The organism is Variovorax sp. ISS6 (assembly GCF_056523145.1).
On sequence record NZ_JAWRZC010000001.1, the window covers coordinates 1,207,247 to 1,229,880 of the forward strand.

Here is a 22,634-nt window from a genome sequence, read left to right on the forward strand (position 1 = left end):
CTGGCATGAGCCTCGTCCCGCATTCCGACGCCATCGACTGCGCCTGGCTGCTGGCCGAGCCGGGCCTGCGGCCCGCGCAGGCCGGCATGCGCATCGCGCTCGACGGCGAGCGCTTCGGCGCGATCGCGCCGCGCGATGCCACCGGCCCCGCTCCGCGCCTGCTCGCGCTGCCGGCGCTGGCCAATGCGCACGACCATGCACGCACCTTCCGCAGCGCCACGCTCGGCGCCTTCGGCCAGCCGCTCGAGAGCTGGCTGCCCTTCCTGGGCACGGTGCCGGGCATGGACCCCTACCTCTGCGCCGCCACCTCGTTCGCGCGTTCGCTGCGCCATGGCGTGACGCACCTGATGGTCCACTACACGCGCGTGCAGGGCGGCATGGACTACGTCGACGAGGCGCGCGCGGTGGCGCGGGCCGCGCGCGACGTGGGCGTGCGCATCGGCTTCGCGGTCGCGATGCGCGACCGCCACGGCATCGCCTACGACGACGATGCCGCCGTGCTGGCGCTGCTGCGCCCCGGCATCCGTGACGCGGTGGCGCGGCGCCTCGCGGTGCAGCCGGTCGAGCCCGCGCGGCAGCTCGCGCAGGTCGACGCCGTGGCGCGCATGGTCGAGGAGGAGGGCCTGGGCGCGCACGTCACCGTGCAGTACGGCCCGACCGCGGTCCAGTGGTGCGGCACGCCGCTGCTCGAGGCCATCGCGCGCGCCTCGGCCGATACCGGCCGGCCGGTCCACATGCACCTGCTCGAGACGCGCTACCAGCGCGGCTGGGCCGATGCCCACCACCCGGGCGGCATCGTGCGCTTCCTCGATGCGATCGGCCTGCTGAGCCCGCGCCTCACGCTCGCCCACTGCACCTGGGCGCGGCCCGACGAACTCGCGCTGATCGCCGAGCGCGGTGCCACCATCGCCGTCAACACCAGCTCGAACCTCGGCCTCCAGTCGGGCATCGCGCCGCTGGCCGAGATGCTGCGCCAGGGCTGCCGCGTGGCCATGGGGCTGGACGGCATGGCCTTCGACGAGGACGACGATGCGCTGCGCGAGATGCGCTTGGCCTATGCGCTGCACCGCGGCTGGGGCTACGAGCGCGCCATGACCCCGGCCCAGCTCTGGTCCTTCGCCGCCGGCCACGGCCCGCGCAGCGTGGGCGGCGCGCTGGTGTCGGGCGGCCGCATCGCGACCGGCGCGCCGGCCGACCTGGTGCTGCTGGACCTCGACACGCTCGACGACGACGCGCTGTTCGACGACATCGACCCGCTCGACCTGGTGCTCGCGCGCGCCAGTGGCCGCCATGTGGCGAAGGTGCTGGTCGGCGGCCGGCTCGCGGTCGATGAAGGGCGTGTGCTGGGCATCGACGAGCCCGCGCTACGCGCCGAGTTGCTGGCGCGCATGCGGGCGGCGCTCGAGGCCGATCCTTCGCATGCTCAGTGGCGGCGCACGTTGGGGGCGCTGGCGGAGGATCTGGGGCCGCTGTACCGCGAGGGGCGGATCGGGCGGTGCTGCGGCTGAAAGCGGACAGCCGATTCGAGCAGCCGGACGCAGAGGACGCGAAGGTTTCGCGAAGAGCGCGAAAAGAAAATTTTCAAAGGGGCCGCGGTCTGCTGAGGACGCAGGCCTTGCGTGGGCTCCTCGAAGTGCGACCGCCGCGGGCGCGCAACTCATACCCTTCTGGCTGTTTTTTGCGTGCTTCGCGAAACCTTCGCGTCCTCTGCGTCCGGCTGACCGCTCCCGATTCCCAGAGTGTGGAATCGTCAATGTGGCGAGTAACCGCTTGCACGGCTGAGCAGCCACGCTGTTGCAGACCGGCGCGCTGCACGATGCAGCGGTGCCTCGCGCTTGCTCCGATAGCCCAGGTTGACGTCCACTCCACCTGAGTTGGATAAAGTTCAAACCTTTGAAATTACAGCATGACCAAGCCTGCATTCCCTCAACGCAGAGCGCCGAGCCGCAAGGCTGTGCTGCGGTCGGTGGCCAGCTCCACGGCTGTGGAAACAGGCCAAAACGTCGCGGAGCTCGAGCGCCGGTTGCAGCAACCCGTTGTGCGCTTTCCCCACATCAAGCTGGCTCGCTGAGGTGGCATCGCCATCAGCGATGGCGCAGGCCACAAGTTGACCCATGGGGAGGGCATCGAGTGCCCGGGCGCCGCTCAGAGCGTGAAGTCGTACTCCAGCGTGATCGGCGCGTGGTCGCTGAACTTGATGGTCTTGAAGATCTGCTCGGTGCGCGCGAGCGCGGCGGTCTTGGGCGTGGCGAGGTGGTAGTCGAGCCGCCATCCCACGTTGTTGGCATAGGCCTGGCCGCGGTTGCTCCACCAGGTGTAGGCCTCGCCGGTGGTGTCGGGCTTGAGCATGCGGTAGACGTCGACCAGCCCCGCGCCCTCGGCGCCGGCGTCGAGCAGCTTCGTCATCCAGGCGCGTTCCTCGGGCAGGAAGCCGCTGTTCTTCTGGTTGCCGCGCCAGTTCTTGAGGTCGATCTCCTTGTGGGCGATGTTGATGTCGCCGCACAGCACGAACTCGCGCTGCTTCTTCAGCGCCACCAGGTGCGGGAAGAAGCCCTTGAGGAAGCGGAACTTGGCCTGCTGGCGCTCCTCGCCCGAGCTGCCGCTCGGGAAATAGCAACTGATGACCGAGAACTTGCGCTTCGGCGTGTCGAAGCGCAGCTCGAGGTAGCGGCCCTCGGCGTCGAATTCGGCGTCGCCCCAGCCCACCACCACCTCGCTGGGCACGTGCTTCGTGTAGATCGCGGTGCCCGCATAGCCCTTCTTCTCGGCAAAATGGAAGTGGCCCTTGAGGCCGGCCATCTCCTCGAAGCGGCCTTCGATGTCGCTGGCCTGGACCCGGATCTCCTGCATGCAAATACAATCCGGCGCCAATTCGGCCACCCAGTCGGCAACGCCCTTGGTGGCGGCCGAACGCAGGCCATTGAGATTGAGACTGGTCAGTTTGAACACAAGGAATTCCGATGGCTGTAGATGGTGAGAAAAGCAGTGCGGTGGCGCAGGACTTCGTCCAGTTCGCGCTCGACGCGGGCGTGTTGCGCTTCGGCGAGTTCAAGACCAAGGCCGGCCGCATGAGTCCTTATTTCTTCAATTCGGGCCTCTTCGACGACGGCGCCAAGATCGCGCGGCTCGCGGGATTCTATGCAGACCGCCTGATCGAGAGCGGGCTCGAGTTCGACATGATCTTCGGCCCGGCCTACAAGGGCATCCCGCTGGGCGCCACGGTGGCGGCCGAGCTCGCGCGGCGCGGCCGCAACGTGCCCTTCGCCTACAACCGCAAGGAAGCCAAGGCGCACGGCGAGGGCGGCAACCTGGTCGGCGCGCCGCTCAAGGGCCGGGTGCTGATCGTCGACGACGTGATGTCCGCGGGCACCGCGGTGCGCGAATCGATCGCCGCGATCCAGGCCGCGGGCGCCGTGCCGCATGCGGTGGCGATCGCGCTCGACCGGCAGGAGAAGGCGACCGAGAACGGCGTCGACGTGGACCACAGCGCGGTGCAGTACGTGCGCAACCAGCTCGGCCTGCAGGTGGTGGCGATCGCCACCCTCGACGACCTGCTGAGCTACCTCTCGGGCGACGCGGCCGCCGACCTCGGCACCCACCGCGAGCGCGTGCTCGCCTACCGCACGCGCTACGGCGCGCTCTGATCTGAAGGAAACCCCCGATGCACCGCCCGCCGCACCACGCCGGCCACAGCCGATTCCGCGCCATCGGAAACGCCCGTGCCGCGCTGGCCGTGGTGCTCGCCGCCGGCTGCACGCTGGCGCTGGCCCAGGCGCAGAAGGGCGCGCCCGTGCCCGGCGCCGCGGGAATCTATTCGTGCGTCGATGCCAAGGGCCGCACGCTGACGGCCGATCGCCCGATCGCCGAGTGCAGCGACCGCGAGCAGCGCGAGCTGAGCCCGAGCGGCATGACGCGGCGCCGGCTCGAGCCCACCTACACGGCGCGCGAGCAGGCCGAGCGCGAGGACCGCGCGCGCGAGGCCGCTGTGCAGGCCGCGCGCATCGCCGACGAGCGCCGGCGCGAGCGCGCGCTGCTGATCCGCTATCCGAACGCCGCCGCCCACGAGCGCGAGCGCGGCGAGGCGCTGGTGCAGGTCGACGCGGTGATCCAGGCGGCGCGCAAGCGGCTGTCCGAGCTGGCCGACGACCGCAAGAAGATCGACGAGGAACTCGAGTTCTACAAGGGCGACGCGAGCAAGGCGCCCGGCGTGCTGCGGCGCCGGCTCGACGACAACGCCAAGAGCGTGGCGGTGCAGAACCGCTTCATCGGCGAGCAGGAAGACGAGAAGAAGCGCGTCAACGCGCGCTTCGACGAGGAGCGCGTGCGGCTCAAGCAGCTGTGGTCGGGCGATACCGCGACCACCGCGCGCTGACCGGCATCCCCCCAAAAGAAAAAACGGTGAAGCGGCCCGCGCGGGACCCGCTTCACCGTCGTGCCGGGGCGAAGCCCGGGCTCAGGCCAGCTTGGCCTTCAGCAGTTCCGTGACCTGCGCGGGGTTGGCCTTGCCGCCGCTGGCCTTCATGACCTGGCCCACGAGGCCGTTGAGCGCCTTCTCCTTGCCGCCGCGGTACTCCTCGACGTTCTTGGCGTTCTTCGCGATCACCTCGTCGAGGATCGCGTCGAGCGCGCCGGCGTCGTTCATCGGCTTCAGGTCCTTGGCCTCGATGATCGCGTCGACGTCGCTGCCTTCGCCGGTCCACAGTGCCTCGAAGACCTGGCGCGCGGCATTGTTCGGCAGGGTGCCGTCGGCGATGCGCTTCACGAGCTGGCCGAGCTGCGCGGCGCTGACCGGCGCGGCCTCGATGCCGATCTCCTGGGCATTGAGGCGGCGTGCGATCTCGCCGGTAATCCAGTTGCTCGCGAGCTTCGGCGTGGCGCCGGCCTTCACCGCGTCGTCGAAGTAGCGCGCGAGCGCGGGGCCCTGCGTGAGCTGCGCGGCGTCGTATTCCGAGAGGCCGTGGTCGCGCACATAGCGCTCGGCCATCACGCGCGGCAGCTCGGGCATCTCGGCCTTCACGCGCTCGATCCAGTCGGCGGCGATCACCAGCGGCGGCAGGTCGGGGTCGGGGAAGTAGCGGTAGTCGGACGAGTCTTCCTTGGCGCGCATCGCGCGCGTCTCGCCGGTGTCGGGATTGAACAGCACGGTGGCCTGCTCGATCTTGCCGCCGTCCTCGAGCGTGTCGATCTGCCAGCTGATCTCGTAGTCGATCGCCTGCTGCATGAACTTGAAGCTGTTCAGGTTCTTGATCTCGCGGCGCGTGCCGAGCTTCTCGCCGGGGCGGCGCACCGAGACGTTGGCGTCGCAGCGGAAGCTGCCTTCCTGCATGTTGCCGTCGCAGATGCCGATCCAGGTCACGATCTTGTGCAGCTCCTTCGCATAGGCCACGGCCTCGGCGGTGGAGCGCATGTCGGGCTCGGTCACGATCTCGAGCAGCGGCGTGCCGGCGCGGTTCAGGTCGATGCCGCTCTGGCCCACGAAGTCCTCGTGCAGCGACTTGCCCGCGTCCTCCTCGAGGTGGGCGCGCACCAGGCGCACGGTCTTCTGTTCCTCGCCGACGAAGAAGCTCACCGAGCCGCCCTGCACCACGGGGATCTCGAACTGGCTGATCTGGTAGCCCTTGGGCAGGTCGGGATAGAAGTAGTTCTTGCGCGCGAACACGCTGCGCGGCGCGATGTGCGAACCGAGCGCGAGGCCGAGCCGGATCGCGCGTTCGACGGCGCCCTTGTTCATCACGGGCAGCGTGCCGGGCAGCGCGAGATCGACCGCGCAGGCCTGCGTGTTGGGCTCGGCGCCGAAGGCCGTGGAGGCGCGGCTGAAGATCTTGCTCGCGGTCGAGAGCTGGGCGTGGGTCTCGAAGCCGATGATGACTTCATAGCCGCGCACCAGCGGGCCGGTCGGGCGGCCCTGTTGTTGTGCTTCGAAGGTGTTCACTGTCTCGCTCATGTCAGAAGCCCTCCGGCGTGCGCGCATGCCAGTCGGTGGCCTGCTGGAAGCGGTGCGCCGCGTTGAGCAGCTTCGCTTCGCCGAAGTAGTTGCCGATCAGCTGCAGGCCCACGGGCATGCCGCCGTCGAAGCCCACCGGCAGGCTCATGCCGGGCAGGCCGGCCAGCGAGGCCGGCAAGGTGAAGATGTCGGCCAGGTAGTCGGCCACGGGGTCGTCGCCGTGCTCGCCGATCTTCCAGGCGGTGGTCGGCGCGGCCGGGCCGGCGATCACGTCGCACTGCGCGAAGGCCTGCTGGAAGTCGTCGGCGATCATGCGGCGCACCTTCTGCGCCTGCAGGTAGTAGGCGTCGTAGTAGCCGTGCGAGAGCACGTAGGTGCCGATCATGATGCGGCGCTTGACCTCGTCGCCGAAGCCTTCGGCGCGCGTGCGCTCGTACATCTGCGTGAGCGCGGTCTTCTTGCTCGCGGGGTCGAGGAAGTCCTTGGCGCGGTGGCCGAACTTCACGCCGTCGAAGCGGCTCAGGTTGCTCGAGGCCTCGGCCGCGGCAATGATGTAGTAGACGGGAATCGACAGCTCGGTGCGCGGCAGCGAGACCTCGACGCGCTTGGCGCCGAGCTTCTCGTACTGCAACAGCGCTGCATCGATGGCGGCGCGCACTCCGGGCGCCACGCCCTCGCCGAAGAACTCCTTCGGCACGCCGATGCGCAAGCCCTCGAGCGAGTCGTTCAGCGCGCGGCCGAAGTTCTCGGCCGGGCGGTCGAGCGAGGTCGAGTCGCGGTCGAGGTCGGGGCCGCAGAAGGCCGACAGCAGCAGCGCGCAGTCCTCGGCCGAGCGGGCCATCGGGCCGGCCTGGTCGAGGCTGGAGGCGAAGGCCACCATGCCGTAGCGCGAGGCGCGGCCGTAGGTGGGCTTGATGCCGGTCACGCCGCAGAACGAGGCCGGCTGGCGGATCGAGCCGCCGGTGTCGGTGCCGGTGGCGGCCGGCGCGAGGCGCGCGGCCACGGCGGCCGCGCTGGCGCCCGAGGAGCCGCCCGGGATGCGCTCGAGGTTCCAGGGGTTGCGCACCGGCACGGCCCGGTCGTGGCCGACGGCGGGCACGGCCACGTTCTCGTTGGCCGAGCCCATCGCGAACTCGTCGCAGCTGAGCTTGCCCAGCGTGACGGTGCCGGCCTCGGCGAGACGGCGCACCACGGTGGCGTCGAAGGGCGAGCGGTAGCCCGCGAGCATCTTCGAGCCCGCGGTGGTGGCGAAATCGGTGGTGACGAAGATGTCCTTGTGCGCGATCGGCACGCCGGCCAGCGCCGGAGCGTTGCCGGCCGCGAGCGACGCGTCGGCCGCGCGGGCCTGGGCCAGCGTGGCGTCCTCGTTCACTTCGACGAAGCTGCCGAGCGCCTGGTGGGCCTTCATGCGGCCGAGAAAGTGCTGCGCGGCCTCGACGGCCGAGACTTCGCGCCCGGCCAGCGCCTTCGCCAGCGCGGCCACCCCGAGTTGGTGCAGGTCCTTGGCGCCGCTCATTCGATCACCTTGGGCACGAGGAACAGGCCGGCTTCGACGGCGGGGGCGCTGCGCTGGTTGGCTTCGCGGTTGTCGGGCTCGCTCACGACGTCCTCGCGCAGGCGCAGGACGATGTCCTCGATGGCGGCCACGGGATGGGCCAGGGGCTCGACGCCGGTGGTGTCGACCGAGCGCATGCGCTCGACCACGTCGAAAAAGCCGTTGAGCTGGCTGAGCATGCGCTCGCTTTCGTCGGGGGCGAGCTGCAGCCGCGCCAGGGAGGCGATGCGGGCGATATCGGAAGCGGAAAGGGACATGGTGGAACCGGCCGAAAAACCGGAGGTAAATAGCGCGCCGCAAGGGCCGCCAACACGGGATTCAGAGGGGATTCGGGTATTATCCCGCCTTTGCCGCAACCCCCGCGAACGCGCCGGCTTTTGCTGCAAAAACGATCAAATTCACCCTTCCAGCACCCCCAAAACACCCATAGAGTGAGCGACGTTCTGCCGATGCGCAGCCCGTGCTCCAGAGGATTCCGCACATGTTTGGAGCTTTCCGTCGGTACTTCTCCACCGACCTCGCGATCGACCTCGGCACCGCCAACACGCTCATCTTCGCCCGCAACAAGGGCATCGTGCTGGACGAACCCTCGGTCGTCGCCATCCGCCACGAAGGCGGCCCGCATGGCAAGAAGGTGATCCAGGCCGTCGGCCGCGAGGCCAAGGCCATGCTCGGCAAGGTGCCGGGCAACATCGAAGCCATCCGCCCGATGAAGGACGGCGTGATCGCCGACTTCGTGATCACCGAGCAGATGATCAAGCAGTTCATCAAGATGGTGCACCCGCGCACGCTGCTCACGCCGAGCCCGCGCATCATCATCTGCGTGCCCTGCGGTTCCACCCAGGTCGAGCGCCGCGCCATCAAGGACGCGGCCGAGGCCGCGGGCGCGACCTCGGTCTACCTGATCGAGGAACCCATGGCCGCGGCCATCGGCGCCGGCCTGCCCGTCAGCGAAGCCTCGGGCTCGATGGTGGTCGACATCGGCGGCGGCACCACCGAGGTGGGCGTCATCAGCCTCGGCGGCATGGTCTACAAGGGCTCGGTGCGCGTCGGCGGCGACCGCTTCGACGAGGCCATCATCAACTACATCCGCCGCAACTACGGCATGCTGATCGGCGAGCCCACGGCCGAGGTCATCAAGAAGAGCATCGGCTCGGCCTTCCCGGGTTCCGAGGTCAAGGAAATGGAAGTCAAGGGCCGCAACCTCTCCGAGGGCGTGCCGCGCAGCTTCACGATCAGCAGCAACGAAGTGCTGGAAGCCCTGACCGACCCGCTCAACAACATCGTCTCGGCCGTCAAGAACGCGCTCGAGCAGACCCCGCCCGAACTCGGCGCCGACATCGCCGAGCGCGGCATGATGCTCACCGGCGGCGGCGCGCTGCTGCGCGACCTCGACCGCCTGCTGGCCGAGGAAACCGGCCTGCCGGTGCTGGTCGCCGAGGACCCGCTGACCTGCGTGGTGCGCGGCTGCGGCATCGCCCTCGAGCGCATGGACCGGCTGGGAAGCATCTTCACGAGCGAGTGAATGCAGCGCCGCCTCCATCGGCCGGCCCCCGCTTGCGCGGGCCGGCCTTTTGTCATCTGATGCCGCAGCACCCGACCTGATCCCATGCCCCTGGGCACGCTCGACCGCACCGCGCCACCCCTGTTCAACCAGGGGCCATCGGCGCTGAGCAAGCTGATCTTCTTCAGCACGCTCGCGCTTTTCCTGATGGTGGCGGACGCCCGCTTCCACATCGTGCAGCCGGTGCGCCAGGCCATCGCGGCCGTGCTCTACCCGGTGCAGTGGGTGGCGCTCAAGCCCGTGCAGTTCGTGGTGGGCGCCGGCGGCTACCTCGAGGACCTGCAGACCGCGCAGAAGAACGAGGCCGACGCGCGCAAGGCGCTGATGCTGCAGGCCGAGCGCGCGAGCCAGGCCGATACGCTGGCGCAGGACAACGCGCGGCTGCGGGCGCTGCTCGAGCTGCGCCAGCTGCAGCAGACGCCGGGCCGCGCGGCCGAGGTGCTGTACGACGCGGCCGACCCCTACACGCGCAAGATCGTCATCGACCAGGGCCTGGCCCAGGGCGTGGCGCCGGGCTCGCCGGTGATCGACGCGCAGGGCGTGCTCGGCCAGGTGACGGCGGTGCAGCCCTTCACGAGCGAGGTCACGCTGGTGATCGACCGTGACCTCTCCATTCCCGTGCAGAACACCCGCACCGGCGTGCGCAGCGTGGCCTTCGGCGATGCCTCGGCGCATGGCGGCGGGCTCGAGCTGCGCTTCATGGCCGCCAACGCCGACCTGCAGGAGGGCGACCTGCTGTCCACCAGCGGCGTCGACGGCATCTATCCCGCCGGATTGCCGGTGGCGAAGATCGAGCGCATCGAGCGCCGCGCCGACTCGGCCTTCGCGCGCATCTACTGCGTGCCGCTCGCGCACGTGATGGCCGCGCGCTACGTGCTGGTGCTGCAGCCCACGGGCGCGCCCTCGGCACCGCCGCCGCCGGCCGCGGCCGCGCCGGCGCCGCGCCCGAAGAAGGCCGAGGGCAAGGCCGGCGCGGCCGTCAAGGGCGCGGAGAAGGCGTCCGAGAAGAACGGCGCCGCCGCACCGAAGAAACCCGCGGAGGCCGCGCGATGATCAAGCGACCCGGCCAGCAGCAGCTTCTGCTGCCCGTCAGCCCCGTGTTCATGTGGGGCAGCCTCGTGGTGGCCCTGCTGATCAACATGGTCCCGATCGGCCGCGCCGCCTGGATGCCCGACCTGCTCGCGCTGGCGATCGTGTTCTGGGGCGTGCACCAGCCGATGCGCGTGGGCATCGGCGCCGCCTTCGTCTTCGGCCTGCTGATGGACGTGCACCAGGCCTCGATGCTCGGCCAGCATGCGCTGTCCTACACCACGCTGGGCTTCTTCGCGATCACCATCCACCGGCGCCTGCTCTGGTACCCGGTGCTGTCGCAGGCGCTGCAGGTGCTGCCGCTGTTCGCGCTGTCGCAGCTGATCGAGATCGTCACGCGCATCATCGGCGGCGGGGTGTTCCCGGGCTGGTCGGTGCTGATCTCGCCGGCGGTCGAGGCCGCGCTGTGGCCGCTGGCCACCTTCGTGTTGCTGGCGCCGCAGCGCCGCACGCCCGAGCCCGACGAAAACCGTCCCTTGTGACCATGTCCGTCGCCGGGCCTTCCCTGCCGCCGTCCGTGCGGGCCTTCGTCGATGCCGCCGTCGTGGTCGGCGACCTCGGGCTGCCGCAGTGGTATCCCGAGCCCGGCGGCATCGACGCTTTCCAGGTCGGCTACCGCTCGAACGGCAACACCGGCGAGGACCTGAGCAGCGAGGCGCCGGGCCAGTGGCATCCCGCCTGGCTCGCGGTGGCGGCCAACTACTTTCGCGACCCCTACTTCATCGACCTGCGCGAGGCCGACGCGGGCTACCCGGTCTGGTGGGCGCCGGCCTCGGCCGGCCGCTGGACGCCGTCGCCCGTGGCCGCGTCGATCGAGCGCTTCGGCGCGCTGCTGCGCTCGCTGGCGGCGCTGGGCGACGACCCGGGCGCGATGCTCGCGCGCATCGAGCGCGAGCCCGGCACCGGGGGCGCGCCCTGGCGCGAGATCCGCGCCAACCTCGCCGAGGCCATGGACGCGCCCGACGAGGACGATGAAGAGCCGTCCGCGCCGGTCGACCCCGCGCACTGGACGCGCGGCACGCTGGTGCTGCGCGACGCGGGCGCGCGCCGCGTCGAGGTCGCGCAATGCGTGGTGCGGCTGCTCGGTGTCGCGCCGGCGCGTGCGCTCGCGCTGCTCAAGGCGCCGCCGCTGGAACTGAGGAGCGGTTTCCAAACTCATCTGGAAGCCGACCTGCGCAGCCTGCGCGCGCTCGGCGCCACGGTGGACTTCGTGCCGGTTGCCTCGGCACCGCATGAAGCCTAAGCTCATCCATTGACCGTTCGCCGCCCATGACCGAAATCCGCAACGTCGCCGCCGACCTCGCGCGCTTCAAGCGCCGCGTGATCGTGATCGGCCTCACGGTGCTGTTCGCCTTCGGGCTGCTGTCGTCGCGGCTGATCTACCTGCAGGTCACGCGCCACGAGGACCTCGCCGAGCAGGCCGAGAGCAACCGCACGGCCGTGGTGCCGGTGGTGCCCAACCGCGGGCTGATCCTCGACCGCAACGGCATCGTGCTGGCCTCCAACTACTCGGCCTACACGCTCGAGATCACGCCCTCGAAGGTGGGCGACGTCGAGCAGACCATCGACGACCTGACGCAGGTGGTCGAGGTCTCGCCGCGCGACCGGCGCCGCTTCAAGCGCCTGCGCGAGGACTCGCGCAGCTTCGACTCGATCCCGATCCGCACCCGCCTGAGCGACGAGGAGGTCGCGCGCTTCGCGGCCCAGCGCTACCGCTTTCCGGGGGTGGAGATCAAGGCGCGGCTGTTCCGCAACTATCCGCAGGGCGAGCTCGGCTCGCACGTGCTCGGCTACATCGGCCGCATCAACCAGCGCGAGAAGGTCGCGATGGAGGACTGGGACGAGGAAGAGCAGGCCAACTACAAGGGCACGGACTACATCGGCAAGCTCGGCATCGAGCAGAGCTACGAGAAGACGCTGCACGGCCAGACCGGCGTCGAGCAGATGGAGACCTCGGCCGGCGGCCGCGCGGTGCGCCGGCTCGCGAGCCACCCGGCCACGCCGGGCAACACCGTCATGCTGTCGATCGACATCAAGCTGCAGAAGCTGGTCGAGGAGATGTACGGCGACCGCCGCGGCGCGCTGGTGGCGATCGATCCCAAGACCGGCGAGGTGCTGGCCTTCGTGAGCAAGCCCACCTTCGACCCCAACCTGTTCGTCGAGGGCATCGACACCGAGAGCTGGCAGGCGCTGACCGAGTCGATCGACAAGCCGCTGCTCAACCGCGCGCTGCGCGGCACCTACCCGCCCGGCTCCACCTACAAGCCCTTCATGGCGCTGGCCGCGCTGCAGACCGGCAAGCGCGGCGCCAGCGTGGTGGTCAACGACCCCGGCTACTTCAACTTCGGCGGCCACCGCTTCGGCAGCCCCGAGGGCAACCTCGGCGGCGTCGACATGCGTCGTTCGATCCAGCTGTCGAGCAACATCTACTACTACTCGCTGGCCAACGAGATGGGCGTGGACCTGATCCACGACTTCATGAAGCCGCTGGGCTTCGGCCAGATCACCGGCATCGACCTCGGCGGCGAGGTGCGCGGCGTGCTGCCGAGCACCGAGTGGAAGCGCAACACCTACAAGCGGCCCGAGCAGAAGAAGTGGTACGCGGGCGAGACCATCTCGCTGGGCATCGGCCAGGGCTACAACAACTTCACCATGCTGCAGCTCGCGCAGGCCACGGCGATCGTGGCCAACGGCGGCATCAAGCACAAGCCGCACCTCGCGCTCGCCACGCGCGACACCGTCAGCGGCCAGGTGGTGCCGCTGCCGCAGCCGCCGGGCATGAACCTGGGCCTCACGGCGGCCAACATCGCCGTCATCCGCGAGGGCCTGACCAGCGTGGTCACCAGCGGCACCGCGCGCAGCGTGTTCGCGGGCGCGGCCTACCAGGCCGCCGGCAAGACCGGCACGGCGCAGGCCGTGACGCAGGCGCAGAACACCAAGTACAACGCGCGCGCGCTCGAGGAGCACCAGCGCGACCACGCGCTGTTCATGGCCTTCGCGCCGGTCAACGATCCCAAGATCGCGCTCGCCGTGATCGTCGAGAACGCCGGCTGGGGTGCCGGCGCGGCCGCGCCGATCGCGCGCCGCGTGTTCGACTACTGGCTCGCCGACCAGTACCCGAGCGAGGCCGACATGGCGGCCGTGCGCATCGGCAAGGCCGGCGCGCCGATGGGCAAGCCGCGCGTGGCCAGCGAGGTCGCCTGGCCCGCCGCGGCGCCGGCGAACGCGCCCGCGCCCTGAGCGCACGTCTCTTCTTTCCGGTCCTTGCAGCCCGCTCGGGGAATTCCCCGATGCCCCCGCCGCGCTTGCGATGGGATAGTTAGTTCGCCAGCCAAACTAAGTAGCGCCAAGGTTCTCAATCGGGTCCGTGGCGAACAACAGGCGTGGCATGGGGCGGGTCCCGGCCTTCGCGCGCCGATCCCGAAGCACAGGCCGCCTGCACCGGGCGACTCAACACTGGAGAGACATCGATGCAACTGAAACACACCCTGGCCGCGATGGCCTTCGGTCTGACGGCCGTGGGCGCCATGGCCCAGACCGTGGTCGGCGTGAGCTGGTCCAACTTCCAGGAGGAACGCTGGAAGACCGACGAGGCCGCGATCAAGGCCCAGCTCGAGAAGCAGGGCGCCAAGTACATCAGTGCCGATGCGGGCGGCTCGCCCGAGAAGCAGCTCGGCGACATCGAGGGCCTGATGGCCAAGGGCGCGAAGGCGCTGATCGTGCTGGCGATGGACAAGGACGCGATCCTGCCCGCAGTGACCAAGGCCACGCGCCAGAAGGTGCCCGTGGTGGCCTACGACCGACTGATCGAGGCGCCCGGCGTGTTCTACATCACCTTCGACAACGTCGAGGTCGGCCGCATGGAGGCGCGCGAGGTGCTCAAGGTCAAGCCCAAGGGCAACTACGTGATCATCAAGGGCTCGCCGGCCGACCCGAACGCCGACTTCCTGCGCGCGGGCCAACAGGAGGTGCTGGCCGACGCCATCAAGAAGGGCGACATCAAGATCGTCGGCGACGAGTACACCGAGGGCTGGAAGCCCGAGGTGGCGCAGAAGAACATGGAGCAGATCCTCACCAAGAACGGCAACAAGGTCGATGCCGTGGTGGCCGCCAACGACGGCACGGCCGGCGGCGCGGTGGCCGCGCTCACGGCCAAGGGCCTGCGCGGCGTGCCGGTGTCGGGCCAGGACGCCGACTTCGCGGCGCTCAACCGCATCGCGCTGGGCACGCAGACCGCCACCATCTTCAAGGACTCGCGCGAGCTCGGCCGCGAGGCCGCGAGCGCCGCGCTGGCGCTGGCGCAGGGCAAGCCGGTGGAGAAGGCCGGCACCTGGAACTCGGGCCCGAAGAAGGTCTCGCTGTCCTCGCGCCTGCTGACGCCGGTGCCGGTCACGCGCGACAACCTCGACGTGGTCGTCAAGGCCGGCTGGATCAAGAAGGACGAGCTCTGCAAGGGCGTCTCGGGCGCGAACGCGCCGGCGGCCTGCAAGTAAACGGCAGACCGGGGCGCAGCGCGCTGCGCCTCCTCCTTCCACGGGCCGGCCCCGCGCGCGGCCGCCCATCCCCTTCTCTCCGAGGGAGTCTTCCCATGAGCAATCCAACCCCCGGCTGGTGGCGGCGCAGCGGCGTCGACCTGCGGCTCGTGCTGATGTGCGTCCTGCTGGTGGCGCTGGCGATCGGCTTCAACCTGATGTCCGGCGGCGTGTTCCTCACGCCCGAGAACCTCTACAACGTGGCCCAGCAGACGGCCGTGGTCGGCATCGTGTCGACCGTGATGGTGCTGATCATCGTGGCGCGCCACATCGACCTGTCGGTGGGCTCGGTGATGGGCTTCGTGGGCGTGCTGATCGCCTACCTGCAATACACCTCGGGCTGGTCCTGGCCCACGGCCTGCCTCGCGGGGCTCGCGGTGGCGCTGCTGGTGGCCATCTACCAGGGCTGGCTCACGGCGGTGCTCGGCGTGCCCTCGTTCGTGGTCACGCTCGGCGGCCTGATGTCGTTCCGCGGCGCGGCCTTCCTGGTGGCCGACGGCAAGACCCAGCCGGTCAACGACGAGTTCTTCCAGCGCCTGGGCGGCGGTTACGACGGCGGCATCGGCGTCACGGCCAGCTGGGCGATCGCGGGGCTGGTGGCCGTGGTGCTGTTCGCGCGCATGGTGCAGAAGCGGCGCGCGCGCACGCGCCACGAGATGCCCAACGAGCCGCTGTGGATCGAGCTGCTGCTGACCGCGGTGCCGGCGGCCGTGGTGCTGCTGTTCGCGGCCGTGATGAACCACTACAAGATCGACTCGAAGGACGCGCCGCAGGGCATCCCGATCCCGGTGCTGATCTGGGCCGTGGTGGCGATCGTGCTGTCGTTCATCGTGCACCGCACGCGCTTCGGCCGCTACGTCTTCGCGATGGGCGGCAACCCCGATGCGGCGGCGCTGGTGGGCATTCCGGTCAAGCGCGTCACGCTGATGCTGTTCGCGCTGCTGGCGGTGCTGGTGACCATCGCGGCCATCGTCTCGATCGCGCGGCTGAACGCCGGCACCAACTCGCTGGGCACCGGCATGGAGCTCTACGTGATCGCCGCGGCCGTCATCGGCGGCACCGCGCTGGCCGGCGGCAGCGGCTCGATCTTCGGCTCGGTGCTGGGCGCGCTGATCATGCAGTCGCTCGACAGCGGCATGCTGCTGCTCGACGTGCCCATCGGCAAGCGCATGGTGATCATCGGCCAGGTGCTGATCGTGGCCGTGGTGTTCGACGTGCTCTATCGCCGCAAGTTCGGGGAGAGCTGAGATGAAACACGAACAGCCGGACGCAGAGGACGCGAAGGATTCGCGAAGGGCGCGAAAGAGAAATTCAAAAATTTTCTTGGCTTTCTTTTGCGTCCTTTGCGAAATCTTCGCGTCCTCTGCGTCCGGAAGTCCGCATTCCTTCCCCATCCACCGCTTCCCGACATGACCATCGACACATCCAAACCCCTCGTCGAACTGCACGAGATCCGCAAGGCCTTCGGCGGCGTGAAGGCGGTCGACGGCGTGAGCGTCAACCTCTATCCGGGCGAGGTGGTGGCGCTGCTGGGCCACAACGGCGCCGGCAAGTCCACGCTGATGAAGATGCTCGCGGGCGCCTACCCGATCGACTCGGGCGAGGTGCGCATCGCGGGCGACAGGGTCAACATCCGCACCCCGGCCGAGGCGCAGGCGCAGGGCATCGAGACCATCTACCAGACGCTGGCGCTGGCCGACAACCTCGACTCGGTGGCCAACCTGTTCCTGGGCCGCGAGAAGATGACGGCCTGGAACACGCTCGACGATCACTTCATGGAAGTGCAGGCGCGCAAGGTGTTCCAGCGCCTGAACAGGAACTTCACCAACATCCGCATCCCGGTGCGCCGCCTCTCGGGCGGCCAGCGCCAAGTGGTGGCGATCTCGCGCGCGCTGTATTTCAACGCGCGCATCCTGATCATGGACGAGCCCTGCGCCGCGCTCGGCCCCGAAGAAACGGCGATGGTCGGCCGGCTCGTGAAGCAGCTCAAGGACGACGGCGTGGGCATCTTCCTGATCACCCACGACATGCCCGACGTGTTCTCGCTGAGCGACCGGCTCGCGGTGATGAAGAACGGCAAGCTGGTCGGCACCTACCGCACCGCCGACGTCACCGAGGACGAGGTGCTCGGCATGATCATCGCGGGCAAGCGGCCCGAGGGCCGCGAGCAGGCGCCGCACGCGGCGACGGCGGTGGCCGCGGCCTGAGGCTTTTCCATCCGGCCCCGCGCATGAAGACCATCGGCGATCAGCAGTTGCTCAAGCGCATGAACCGCAGCGTGCTGCTGCGGCTCCTGCGCGCGCAGCCGGGGCTGTCGCGCGCGCGGCTCGCGAGCGAGAGCGGCCTCACCAAGTCGACCGTGAGCCTGCTGGTGCGCGAGCTGCTCGACGAGGGCTGGCTCAGCGAATCGGGCGCCGCGGTGGCCGACGGGCTCGGGCGGCCCTCGACCCCGCTGCAGATCAATGTCGGCGTGCGCGCGCTCATGGGCATCGAGATCGCGGTCGACACGGCGCGGCTGGCCTGCGTCTCGCTGCAGGGCGAGGTGCTGCATTCGGACGAGCAGGCGCTGGCCGACAGCGCGCCGGCCGGCACCTGCGCGCAGGTCGCGCGCATGGCCGCGGCCGCGCACCGCCGGCTGGCCGAGCGCGGGCTGCGGCTGTCGAGCATCGGCGTGTGCGTGCCGGGCGCGGTCGACGACTGCACCGGCGAGGTCCGCTTCGCGCCCAACCTCGGCTGGCGCAACGTGCGCCTGCTGCCGATGCTCGAGGACGCGCTGGCTGCGGCCGGCCTCACGGGCGTGACGGTGCAGCTGCAGAACGATGCCGACGCCGCCGCGCTCGGCGAGTACGAGTTCGCCGCGGGCGAGGGCGAGGACCCGCTGATCTTCGTCAACTGCGACGTGGGCGTGGGCGCGGGCGTGGTGCTCAACGACCGCCTGTTCACCGGCGCCCAGGGCATGGCCGGCGAGATCGGCCACACCATCCTCGCGCTCGACGGCCCGCCGTGCTCGTGCGGCCGGCGCGGCTGCGCCGAGGCCTTCTTCGGCGCCCGCGTGCTGGCGCGCGAGGGCGTGGACATGCCGCGCGCCGCCGCGCTGTTCGGCGTGCTGCTGCAGAACCTCTGGGTCACCTTCAATCCGCGCGCCATCGTGCTCGGCGGCAAGTCCTGCGCCGAGCACCGCGGCTTCGCGCAGGCCGCCTTCGCGAGCGTCAAGCACCATGCCGACGGCGCCGGCATGCCCGCGCCCGAGCTGCGCACCGCACGCTACGACGCGCTCGCGCCCGCGGTGGGCGCGGCCGCGCTCGCGCTGCACGAGTACCTGCGGCCGCTGCAGCCCGATGCGCGGGCGCGGCGGGCGCGGGTGGCGCTGGGCGCGCGGGCCTGAGCTGCCGGGACTCGCGAGTACCTTCGTCCACGCCGCGCTCGCGCGCTGCATACCTTGGTCCCCGCGCGCGCCATCTGCCGCGCCGCGCCGGGAGGCACATGCGCGAACCGCCTACGCCGGCATGGCGCGCGCGGGACTACGGTGAGGACTTGCCCGCCGTTCCGGAGTCCCCGCCATGCCCTCGTCCACCCGTCCCCGCGCCAGCGCGCTGCTCCTCGTCCTCGCGCTGCTGATCGGACTGGCCGGCCTGGGGCTCGTCGTCGCGGGCGGCTGGCTGATCGCGCTCGGCGGCTCCTGGTACTACCTGCTCGCGGGCCTGGGCCTCATTGCCACCGCGCTGCTGCTGCCGCGCGGCGGCGGGCGCGGCCTGATGGTCTATGCGCTGGTGGTCGCGGCCACGCTGGCCTGGGCGCTGTGGGAGGTGGGGCTCGCATGGTGGCCGATGGCCGCGCGCGGCGACCTGTTCTTCCTGCTCGGCCTGCTGCTGCTCACGCCCTGGGTCGCGCGTGCGCTCGCGCGGCGCGACGGTGCCGGCATCGTGGCCTCGCGCCGGGCGCTGAGCCTGGTGCTCGCGGCCTTCGCGGTGGCGGCCGTGCTGTCGTGGGTGCGCGGCGACGAGCGCCTCGATGGCATCGCGCCGCAGGCCGATCCGCCCTTCACCAGCGAGGCGCTGCCCCCCGCCGGCGCCGACTGGACCGCCTACGGCGGCACCGCCATGGGCCAGCGCTATTCGACGCTGGGCCAGATCACGCCAGTGAACGTGTCGCAGCTCGAGGAGGCCTGGCACTACCGCACCGGCGACGTGCGCGGCCAGCCCGGCGATCCCGAGGAGACCACCTTCGAGGTCACGCCGCTGAAGGTCGGCGAGCGGCTGTTCCTCTGCACGCCGCACCAGTCGGTGGTGGCGCTGAATGCCACCACGGGACAGGAGCTGTGGCGCCACACGCCGAAGATCGCGCCCTCGCTCGCGCTGCAGCATCTCACCTGCCGCGGCCTCTCGTACCAGCCGCCGCCGGCCGCGGCCCCGTCGCCCAACCTCTCGGCCGATGGCGCCTGCGCCGCCAAGCTGTTCATGCCCACGGCCGACGGCCGCGTGCTCGCGCTCGATCCCGAGAGCGGCAAGCCCTGCCTGCGCTTCGGCGGCGGCAGCGGCCAGATCGACCTGTGGAAGAACATGCCCAACGTGAAGCCGGGCTCGTACTACGCGACCTCGCCGGTGGTGGTCACGCGCTCGCTGATCGTGGTGGGCGGCACCGTGCTCGACAACGTCTCGACGCAGGAGACCTCGGGCGTGATCCGCGCCTTCGACATCGAGACCGGCGCGCTGGTGTGGAACTGGGATTTGGGCCGGCCCGAGGACACCGCGCCGATCGGCCCGGGCCGGACCTATTCCGTCAACTCGCCCAACAGCTGGTCGATCTCGAGCGTGGACGAGAAGCTCGGCATGGTCTACGTGCCCATGGGCAACCAGCCGCCCGACCAGTGGGGCGGCAAGCGCACGGAGGGCGCCGAGCGCTATGCGTCGTCGGTGGTCGCGCTCGACCTCGCGACCGGCCGCGTGCGCTGGCATTTCCAGACCGTGCACCACGACCTCTGGGACTACGACGTGCCCGCGCAGCCCAGCCTGGTCGACCTGCGCGTGGGCAGCGTGCGCGTACCGGCGCTGGTGCAGCCGACCAAGCAGGGCGAGCTGTTCGTGCTCGACCGCCGCACCGGCCAGCCCGTAGTGCCGGTGCGCGAGCAGGCCGCGCCGCAGGGCGCCGCGCAGGGCGACCGCACGGCGCCGACGCAGCCGGTGTCGGGCCTGTCCTTCGACCCGCCCGCGCTGCGGCCGGCCGACATGTGGGGCGCCACCGTGTTCGACCAGCTGGCCTGCCGCATCGCCTTCCACCGGCTGCGCTACGAGGGCCGCTTCACGCCGCCGTCGACGCAGGGCTCGCTGATCTACCCGGGCAACTTCGGCGTCTTCAACTGGGGTGGCGTCGCGGTCGATCCGCAGCGCCAGATCGCGTTCGCCACGCCGGCCTCGCTGGCCTTCGTCTCCACGCTGATCCCGCGCGCCGACGACAGCACGCTCTACGTGCAGGGCGGCAAGCCGCCCGAGGGCAGCCTGCCCGCGCTCAACGAGAACTTCGGCGCGCCCTTCGCGGTGAAGCTCAAGCCCTTCACCTCGGCGCTCGGCCTGCCGTGCCAGGCGCCGCCCTGGGGCCACGTGGCGGCGGCCGACCTGCGCAGCGGCCAGATCCTCTGGAAGCACAAGAACGGCACCGTGCGCGACAGCTCGCCGCTGCCGCTGCCCTTCGCGATGGGCGTGCCCAGCCTCGGCGGCCCGATCCTCACGGGCGGCGGCGTGGCCTTTCTCTCGGGCACGCTCGACTACTACCTGCGCGCCTACGACGTGAACAGCGGCCGCGAGATCTGGCGCAGCCGCCTGCCCGCGGGCGGGCAGGCCACGCCCATGACCTACCAGGGCGCGGACGGCCGCCAGTACGTGGTGGTGGCCGCGGGCGGCCATGGCTCGCTGGGCACGCGCACCGGCGACCACGTGATCGCTTACGCGCTGCCCAAGCGCTAGGAACTCAATCGAGCTGCAGGCCCGCGTCCTGCGCCGCCTTCGGCAGGATCGCGAGCTCGCGCTTGAGCACCTCGGCGAAGGCCTCGGGCGTGTTGCCGGTCGCGGGCGCCACGCCGCCGAGGTCGTTGAGCCGCTTGCGGAAGGCCGGCTCGGCCGTGATCTTGGCGATCTTCTCGCCGAGCAGCTTGACCACCGCGGGCGGCGTCTTCGCGGGCGCGACCACGCCGAACCAGACGTCGAAGTCCACGCCGCCGGGCACGCCCTGCTCGGTCAGGGTCGGCACCTCGGGCCACAGCTCGGAGCGGCCGTTGCGCAGCTGGCCGATGGCCTTGAGCTTGCCCGACTGGATGAAGCTGCGCACGTCGCCCGTGCCCAGCAGGCCCCAGCTCACCTCGTTGGCCATCAGCGCCTGCACCAGCGGCGCGCCGCCCTTGTAGGGCACGTGCGTGAAGTTGCCGTCGGCGTTGGCGTTGAAGGCTTCCGAGGCCAGGTGCGAGAGCCCGCCCGCGCCGGCCGAGCCGTAGGGCATGCCGCCCTTGCCGGCCTTTTTGCCCGCGGCCAGCAGCTCCTGCACGTTCTTGTACGGCGACTTCTCGGGCACCACCAGCAAGAGCGGCGCCAGCGACACGCGCGCGACCGGCACGAAGTCCGAGGCCTGGAAGCCCGCCTTCTTGTAGATGACCGGGTTGATCGACAGCATGCCCGTGAGCGTCACCGCCAGCGTGTGGCCGTCGGCGGGGCTCTGCATCACGTTGACCATGGCGATGTTGCCGCCCGCGCCGGGCCGGTTGTCGACCAGCACGGTCTGGCCCAGCTCCTCCTGCAGGCGCGGGCCCAGCATGCGCGCGGCCACGTCGGTGGCGCCGCCCGGCGGGTAGGGAACGACCAGGCGGATCGGCTTGGTCGGATAGGCCGCGTCCTGCGCCAGGGCGGCGCCGCCGAAGGCCAGCGCCAGGGATCCCGCCGTGAGGACACGGCCGATGAGGGTGAGGGTACGCACGTGTGCTCCTGATTCTTCTGATGGGAAAACGGACGGGGCCGGCTCAGCGGACCTCGTAGTGCGCCTGCCGTTCCTCGAGCGCATGCCAGCCGATGATGTGCTTGAAGTCGGCCATCGAGGTCTGGGCGAAGGGCAGGTCGGCGAAATCGCCCGAGCGGCGGCGCGCCAGTTCGCGCAGGTTGGCCTGCACCGTGTGCACGGTGGTCAAGAGGCCCGCGATCGGATAGCTCGCGAAGGCCGCCACGCTCTCGATCTGTTCGCGCGTCAGCGCCGTCATCCAGGTGCCGGCCATCAGCATCAGCGACAGCCGGCGGCCGCAGGCCTCGCGCAGCTGCACCAGCTGCTCGTGGCGCTCGAAGGTGCGCGAGATCGGCTGGATCAGGTCGGCGCCGGCCTCGGCATAGCGCGCGGCGCGCTCGAGCGCCTCGCCGGGGTCCTGGGCATCGGTGCGCGCGACGATCAGCAGGTCGGGGTCCTGGCGCGCATCGAGCGCGGCCTTGATGCGCGCCACCGCGTCGTCGATGGACACCAGCGTGGAGGGCGCCGCCGCGGCCGGGCAGCGCTTGGGGCTCAACTGGTCCTCGAGCTGCAGCGCCGCGGCGCCGGCCTTCTCGAACTCGCGCACCGCCCGGCCCACGTTGAGCACGCTGCCGTAGCCCGTGTCGGCGTCGACGAAGATCGGCTTGCGCACCACGTTCGCCATGCGGTTCACGGTGGCGACGTTCTCGCTCAGCGTGTAGAGCTCCATGTCGGGCTGGCCCAGCAGCGCGGCGGAAACGCCGAAGCCGGTGCTGAAGATGCCGTCGAATTCCGACTGATCGACCAGCAGGGCCGACAGCGCGTCCTGCGCGCCGCCGAACCAGAGCGTCGGGCCGTGGGTGATGCGCTGGCGCAGCGCCTGGCGGGATGAGGTCATCGTGTGTCTCCAGAAAAAGGGCGTGGCGACCCGACATGGGCGCTGCGCCATGAACTCACTGCAAAGGAAGAGAA

The 22,634-nt window shown here is 70.5% G+C and carries 19 protein-coding genes; 13 read left to right on the forward strand and 6 right to left on the reverse strand.

From position 1 onward, the window contains the following. The first annotated feature begins 5 nt into the window (after nt 1-5). Nucleotides 6-1,508 carry an amidohydrolase family protein gene (locus AC1HIL_RS05570; RefSeq protein ID WP_413761767.1) on the forward strand — a complete coding sequence of 501 codons (1,503 nt, stop codon included), beginning with the start codon at nt 6-8 and terminating at the stop codon, nt 1,506-1,508. A gap of 637 nt (nt 1,509-2,145) precedes the next feature. On the opposite strand, the gene AC1HIL_RS05575 is transcribed toward AC1HIL_RS05570, so the two are convergent. Continuing rightward, on the reverse strand, nt 2,146-2,949 hold the full coding sequence (locus AC1HIL_RS05575) for an exodeoxyribonuclease III (protein WP_057591267.1): 804 nt from the start codon (nt 2,947-2,949) through the stop codon (nt 2,146-2,148). Between the two features lie 11 nt (nt 2,950-2,960). Here AC1HIL_RS05575 and pyrE point away from each other — a divergent pair, with 11 nt between their 5' ends. Both pyrE and AC1HIL_RS05585 read left to right on the forward strand, forming a co-directional pair. Next, nucleotides 2,961-3,644: an orotate phosphoribosyltransferase gene (gene pyrE / locus AC1HIL_RS05580; RefSeq protein WP_057591266.1), complete on the forward strand. Its 684-nt coding sequence runs from the start codon at nt 2,961-2,963 to the stop codon at nt 3,642-3,644. A 17-nt stretch (nt 3,645-3,661) separates the two neighbouring features. Next, nucleotides 3,662-4,372 (forward strand): DUF4124 domain-containing protein, encoded by a 711-nt coding sequence (locus AC1HIL_RS05585; RefSeq protein ID WP_261215356.1) that lies wholly within the window; start codon nt 3,662-3,664, stop codon nt 4,370-4,372. An 81-nt stretch (nt 4,373-4,453) separates the two neighbouring features. Here AC1HIL_RS05585 and gatB read toward each other — a convergent pair whose 3' ends face one another. The 3 genes from gatB to gatC are packed head-to-tail and all read right to left on the reverse strand — an operon-like array spanning nt 4,454 to nt 7,756. Next, nucleotides 4,454-5,944, reverse strand: coding sequence for an Asp-tRNA(Asn)/Glu-tRNA(Gln) amidotransferase subunit GatB (gene gatB, locus AC1HIL_RS05590; RefSeq protein WP_057591264.1), 1,491 nt, complete (start codon nt 5,942-5,944; stop codon nt 4,454-4,456). A gap of 1 nt (nt 5,945) precedes the next feature. Continuing rightward, entirely contained in the window at nt 5,946-7,460 is a 1,515-nt protein-coding gene (gatA, locus tag AC1HIL_RS05595) for an Asp-tRNA(Asn)/Glu-tRNA(Gln) amidotransferase subunit GatA (RefSeq protein WP_413761765.1), read from the reverse strand. After that, entirely contained in the window at nt 7,457-7,756 is a 300-nt protein-coding gene (gatC, locus tag AC1HIL_RS05600) for an Asp-tRNA(Asn)/Glu-tRNA(Gln) amidotransferase subunit GatC (protein WP_057591262.1), read from the reverse strand. Before gatC ends, gatA begins: the two co-directional genes overlap by 4 nt. Nucleotides 7,757-7,980: 224 nt before the next feature. On the opposite strand from gatC, the gene AC1HIL_RS05605 reads away from it, so the two are divergent. The 10 genes from AC1HIL_RS05605 to AC1HIL_RS05650 all read left to right on the forward strand — a co-directional run bounded on the left by AC1HIL_RS05605 (nt 7,981) and on the right by AC1HIL_RS05650 (nt 20,644). After that, nucleotides 7,981-9,024, forward strand: coding sequence for a rod shape-determining protein (locus AC1HIL_RS05605; protein ID WP_057591261.1), 1,044 nt, complete (start codon nt 7,981-7,983; stop codon nt 9,022-9,024). A gap of 84 nt (nt 9,025-9,108) precedes the next feature. Continuing rightward, nucleotides 9,109-10,116, forward strand: coding sequence for a rod shape-determining protein MreC (mreC, locus tag AC1HIL_RS05610; protein WP_057591260.1), 1,008 nt, complete (start codon nt 9,109-9,111; stop codon nt 10,114-10,116). Next, complete coding sequence (mreD, locus tag AC1HIL_RS05615) at nt 10,113-10,634, forward strand: rod shape-determining protein MreD (RefSeq protein WP_057591259.1); 522 nt, start codon at nt 10,113-10,115, stop codon at nt 10,632-10,634. Before mreC ends, mreD begins: the two co-directional genes overlap by 4 nt. Beyond that, a complete protein-coding gene (locus AC1HIL_RS05620; protein ID WP_479671334.1) occupies nt 10,631-11,395 on the forward strand; it encodes a hypothetical protein in 765 nt (254 codons plus the stop codon). The genes mreD and AC1HIL_RS05620 overlap by 4 nt, the downstream gene beginning before the upstream one ends. A gap of 26 nt (nt 11,396-11,421) precedes the next feature. Beyond that, nucleotides 11,422-13,392 (forward strand): penicillin-binding protein 2, encoded by a 1,971-nt coding sequence (gene mrdA / locus AC1HIL_RS05625; RefSeq protein WP_057591257.1) that lies wholly within the window; start codon nt 11,422-11,424, stop codon nt 13,390-13,392. A 230-nt stretch (nt 13,393-13,622) separates the two neighbouring features. Beyond that, entirely contained in the window at nt 13,623-14,645 is a 1,023-nt protein-coding gene (gene xylF / locus AC1HIL_RS05630; protein ID WP_413761762.1) for a D-xylose ABC transporter substrate-binding protein, read from the forward strand. Nucleotides 14,646-14,740: 95 nt separating this feature from the next. Next, complete coding sequence (locus AC1HIL_RS05635) at nt 14,741-15,931, forward strand: sugar ABC transporter permease (RefSeq protein WP_479671335.1); 1,191 nt, start codon at nt 14,741-14,743, stop codon at nt 15,929-15,931. Nucleotides 15,932-16,093: 162 nt separating this feature from the next. Beyond that, the gene (locus AC1HIL_RS05640) at nt 16,094-16,891 is read left to right on the forward strand and encodes an ATP-binding cassette domain-containing protein (RefSeq protein WP_479671336.1); all 798 of its coding nucleotides are present in this window, start codon (nt 16,094-16,096) and stop codon (nt 16,889-16,891) included. Between the two features lie 23 nt (nt 16,892-16,914). Then, entirely contained in the window at nt 16,915-18,069 is a 1,155-nt protein-coding gene (locus tag AC1HIL_RS05645; protein WP_479671337.1) for an ROK family transcriptional regulator, read from the forward strand. Between the two features lie 175 nt (nt 18,070-18,244). Further along, a complete protein-coding gene (locus AC1HIL_RS05650; RefSeq protein ID WP_479671338.1) occupies nt 18,245-20,644 on the forward strand; it encodes a membrane-bound PQQ-dependent dehydrogenase, glucose/quinate/shikimate family in 2,400 nt (799 codons plus the stop codon). A gap of 4 nt (nt 20,645-20,648) precedes the next feature. Here the strand turns inward: AC1HIL_RS05650 and AC1HIL_RS05655 are convergent, their stop codons facing one another. After that, complete coding sequence (locus AC1HIL_RS05655) at nt 20,649-21,644, reverse strand: Bug family tripartite tricarboxylate transporter substrate binding protein (protein WP_057591251.1); 996 nt, start codon at nt 21,642-21,644, stop codon at nt 20,649-20,651. Between the two features lie 43 nt (nt 21,645-21,687). After that, nucleotides 21,688-22,560 carry an isocitrate lyase/PEP mutase family protein gene (locus tag AC1HIL_RS05660; protein ID WP_057591250.1) on the reverse strand — a complete coding sequence of 291 codons (873 nt, stop codon included), beginning with the start codon at nt 22,558-22,560 and terminating at the stop codon, nt 21,688-21,690. Between the last annotated feature and the right edge of the window lie 74 nt (nt 22,561-22,634).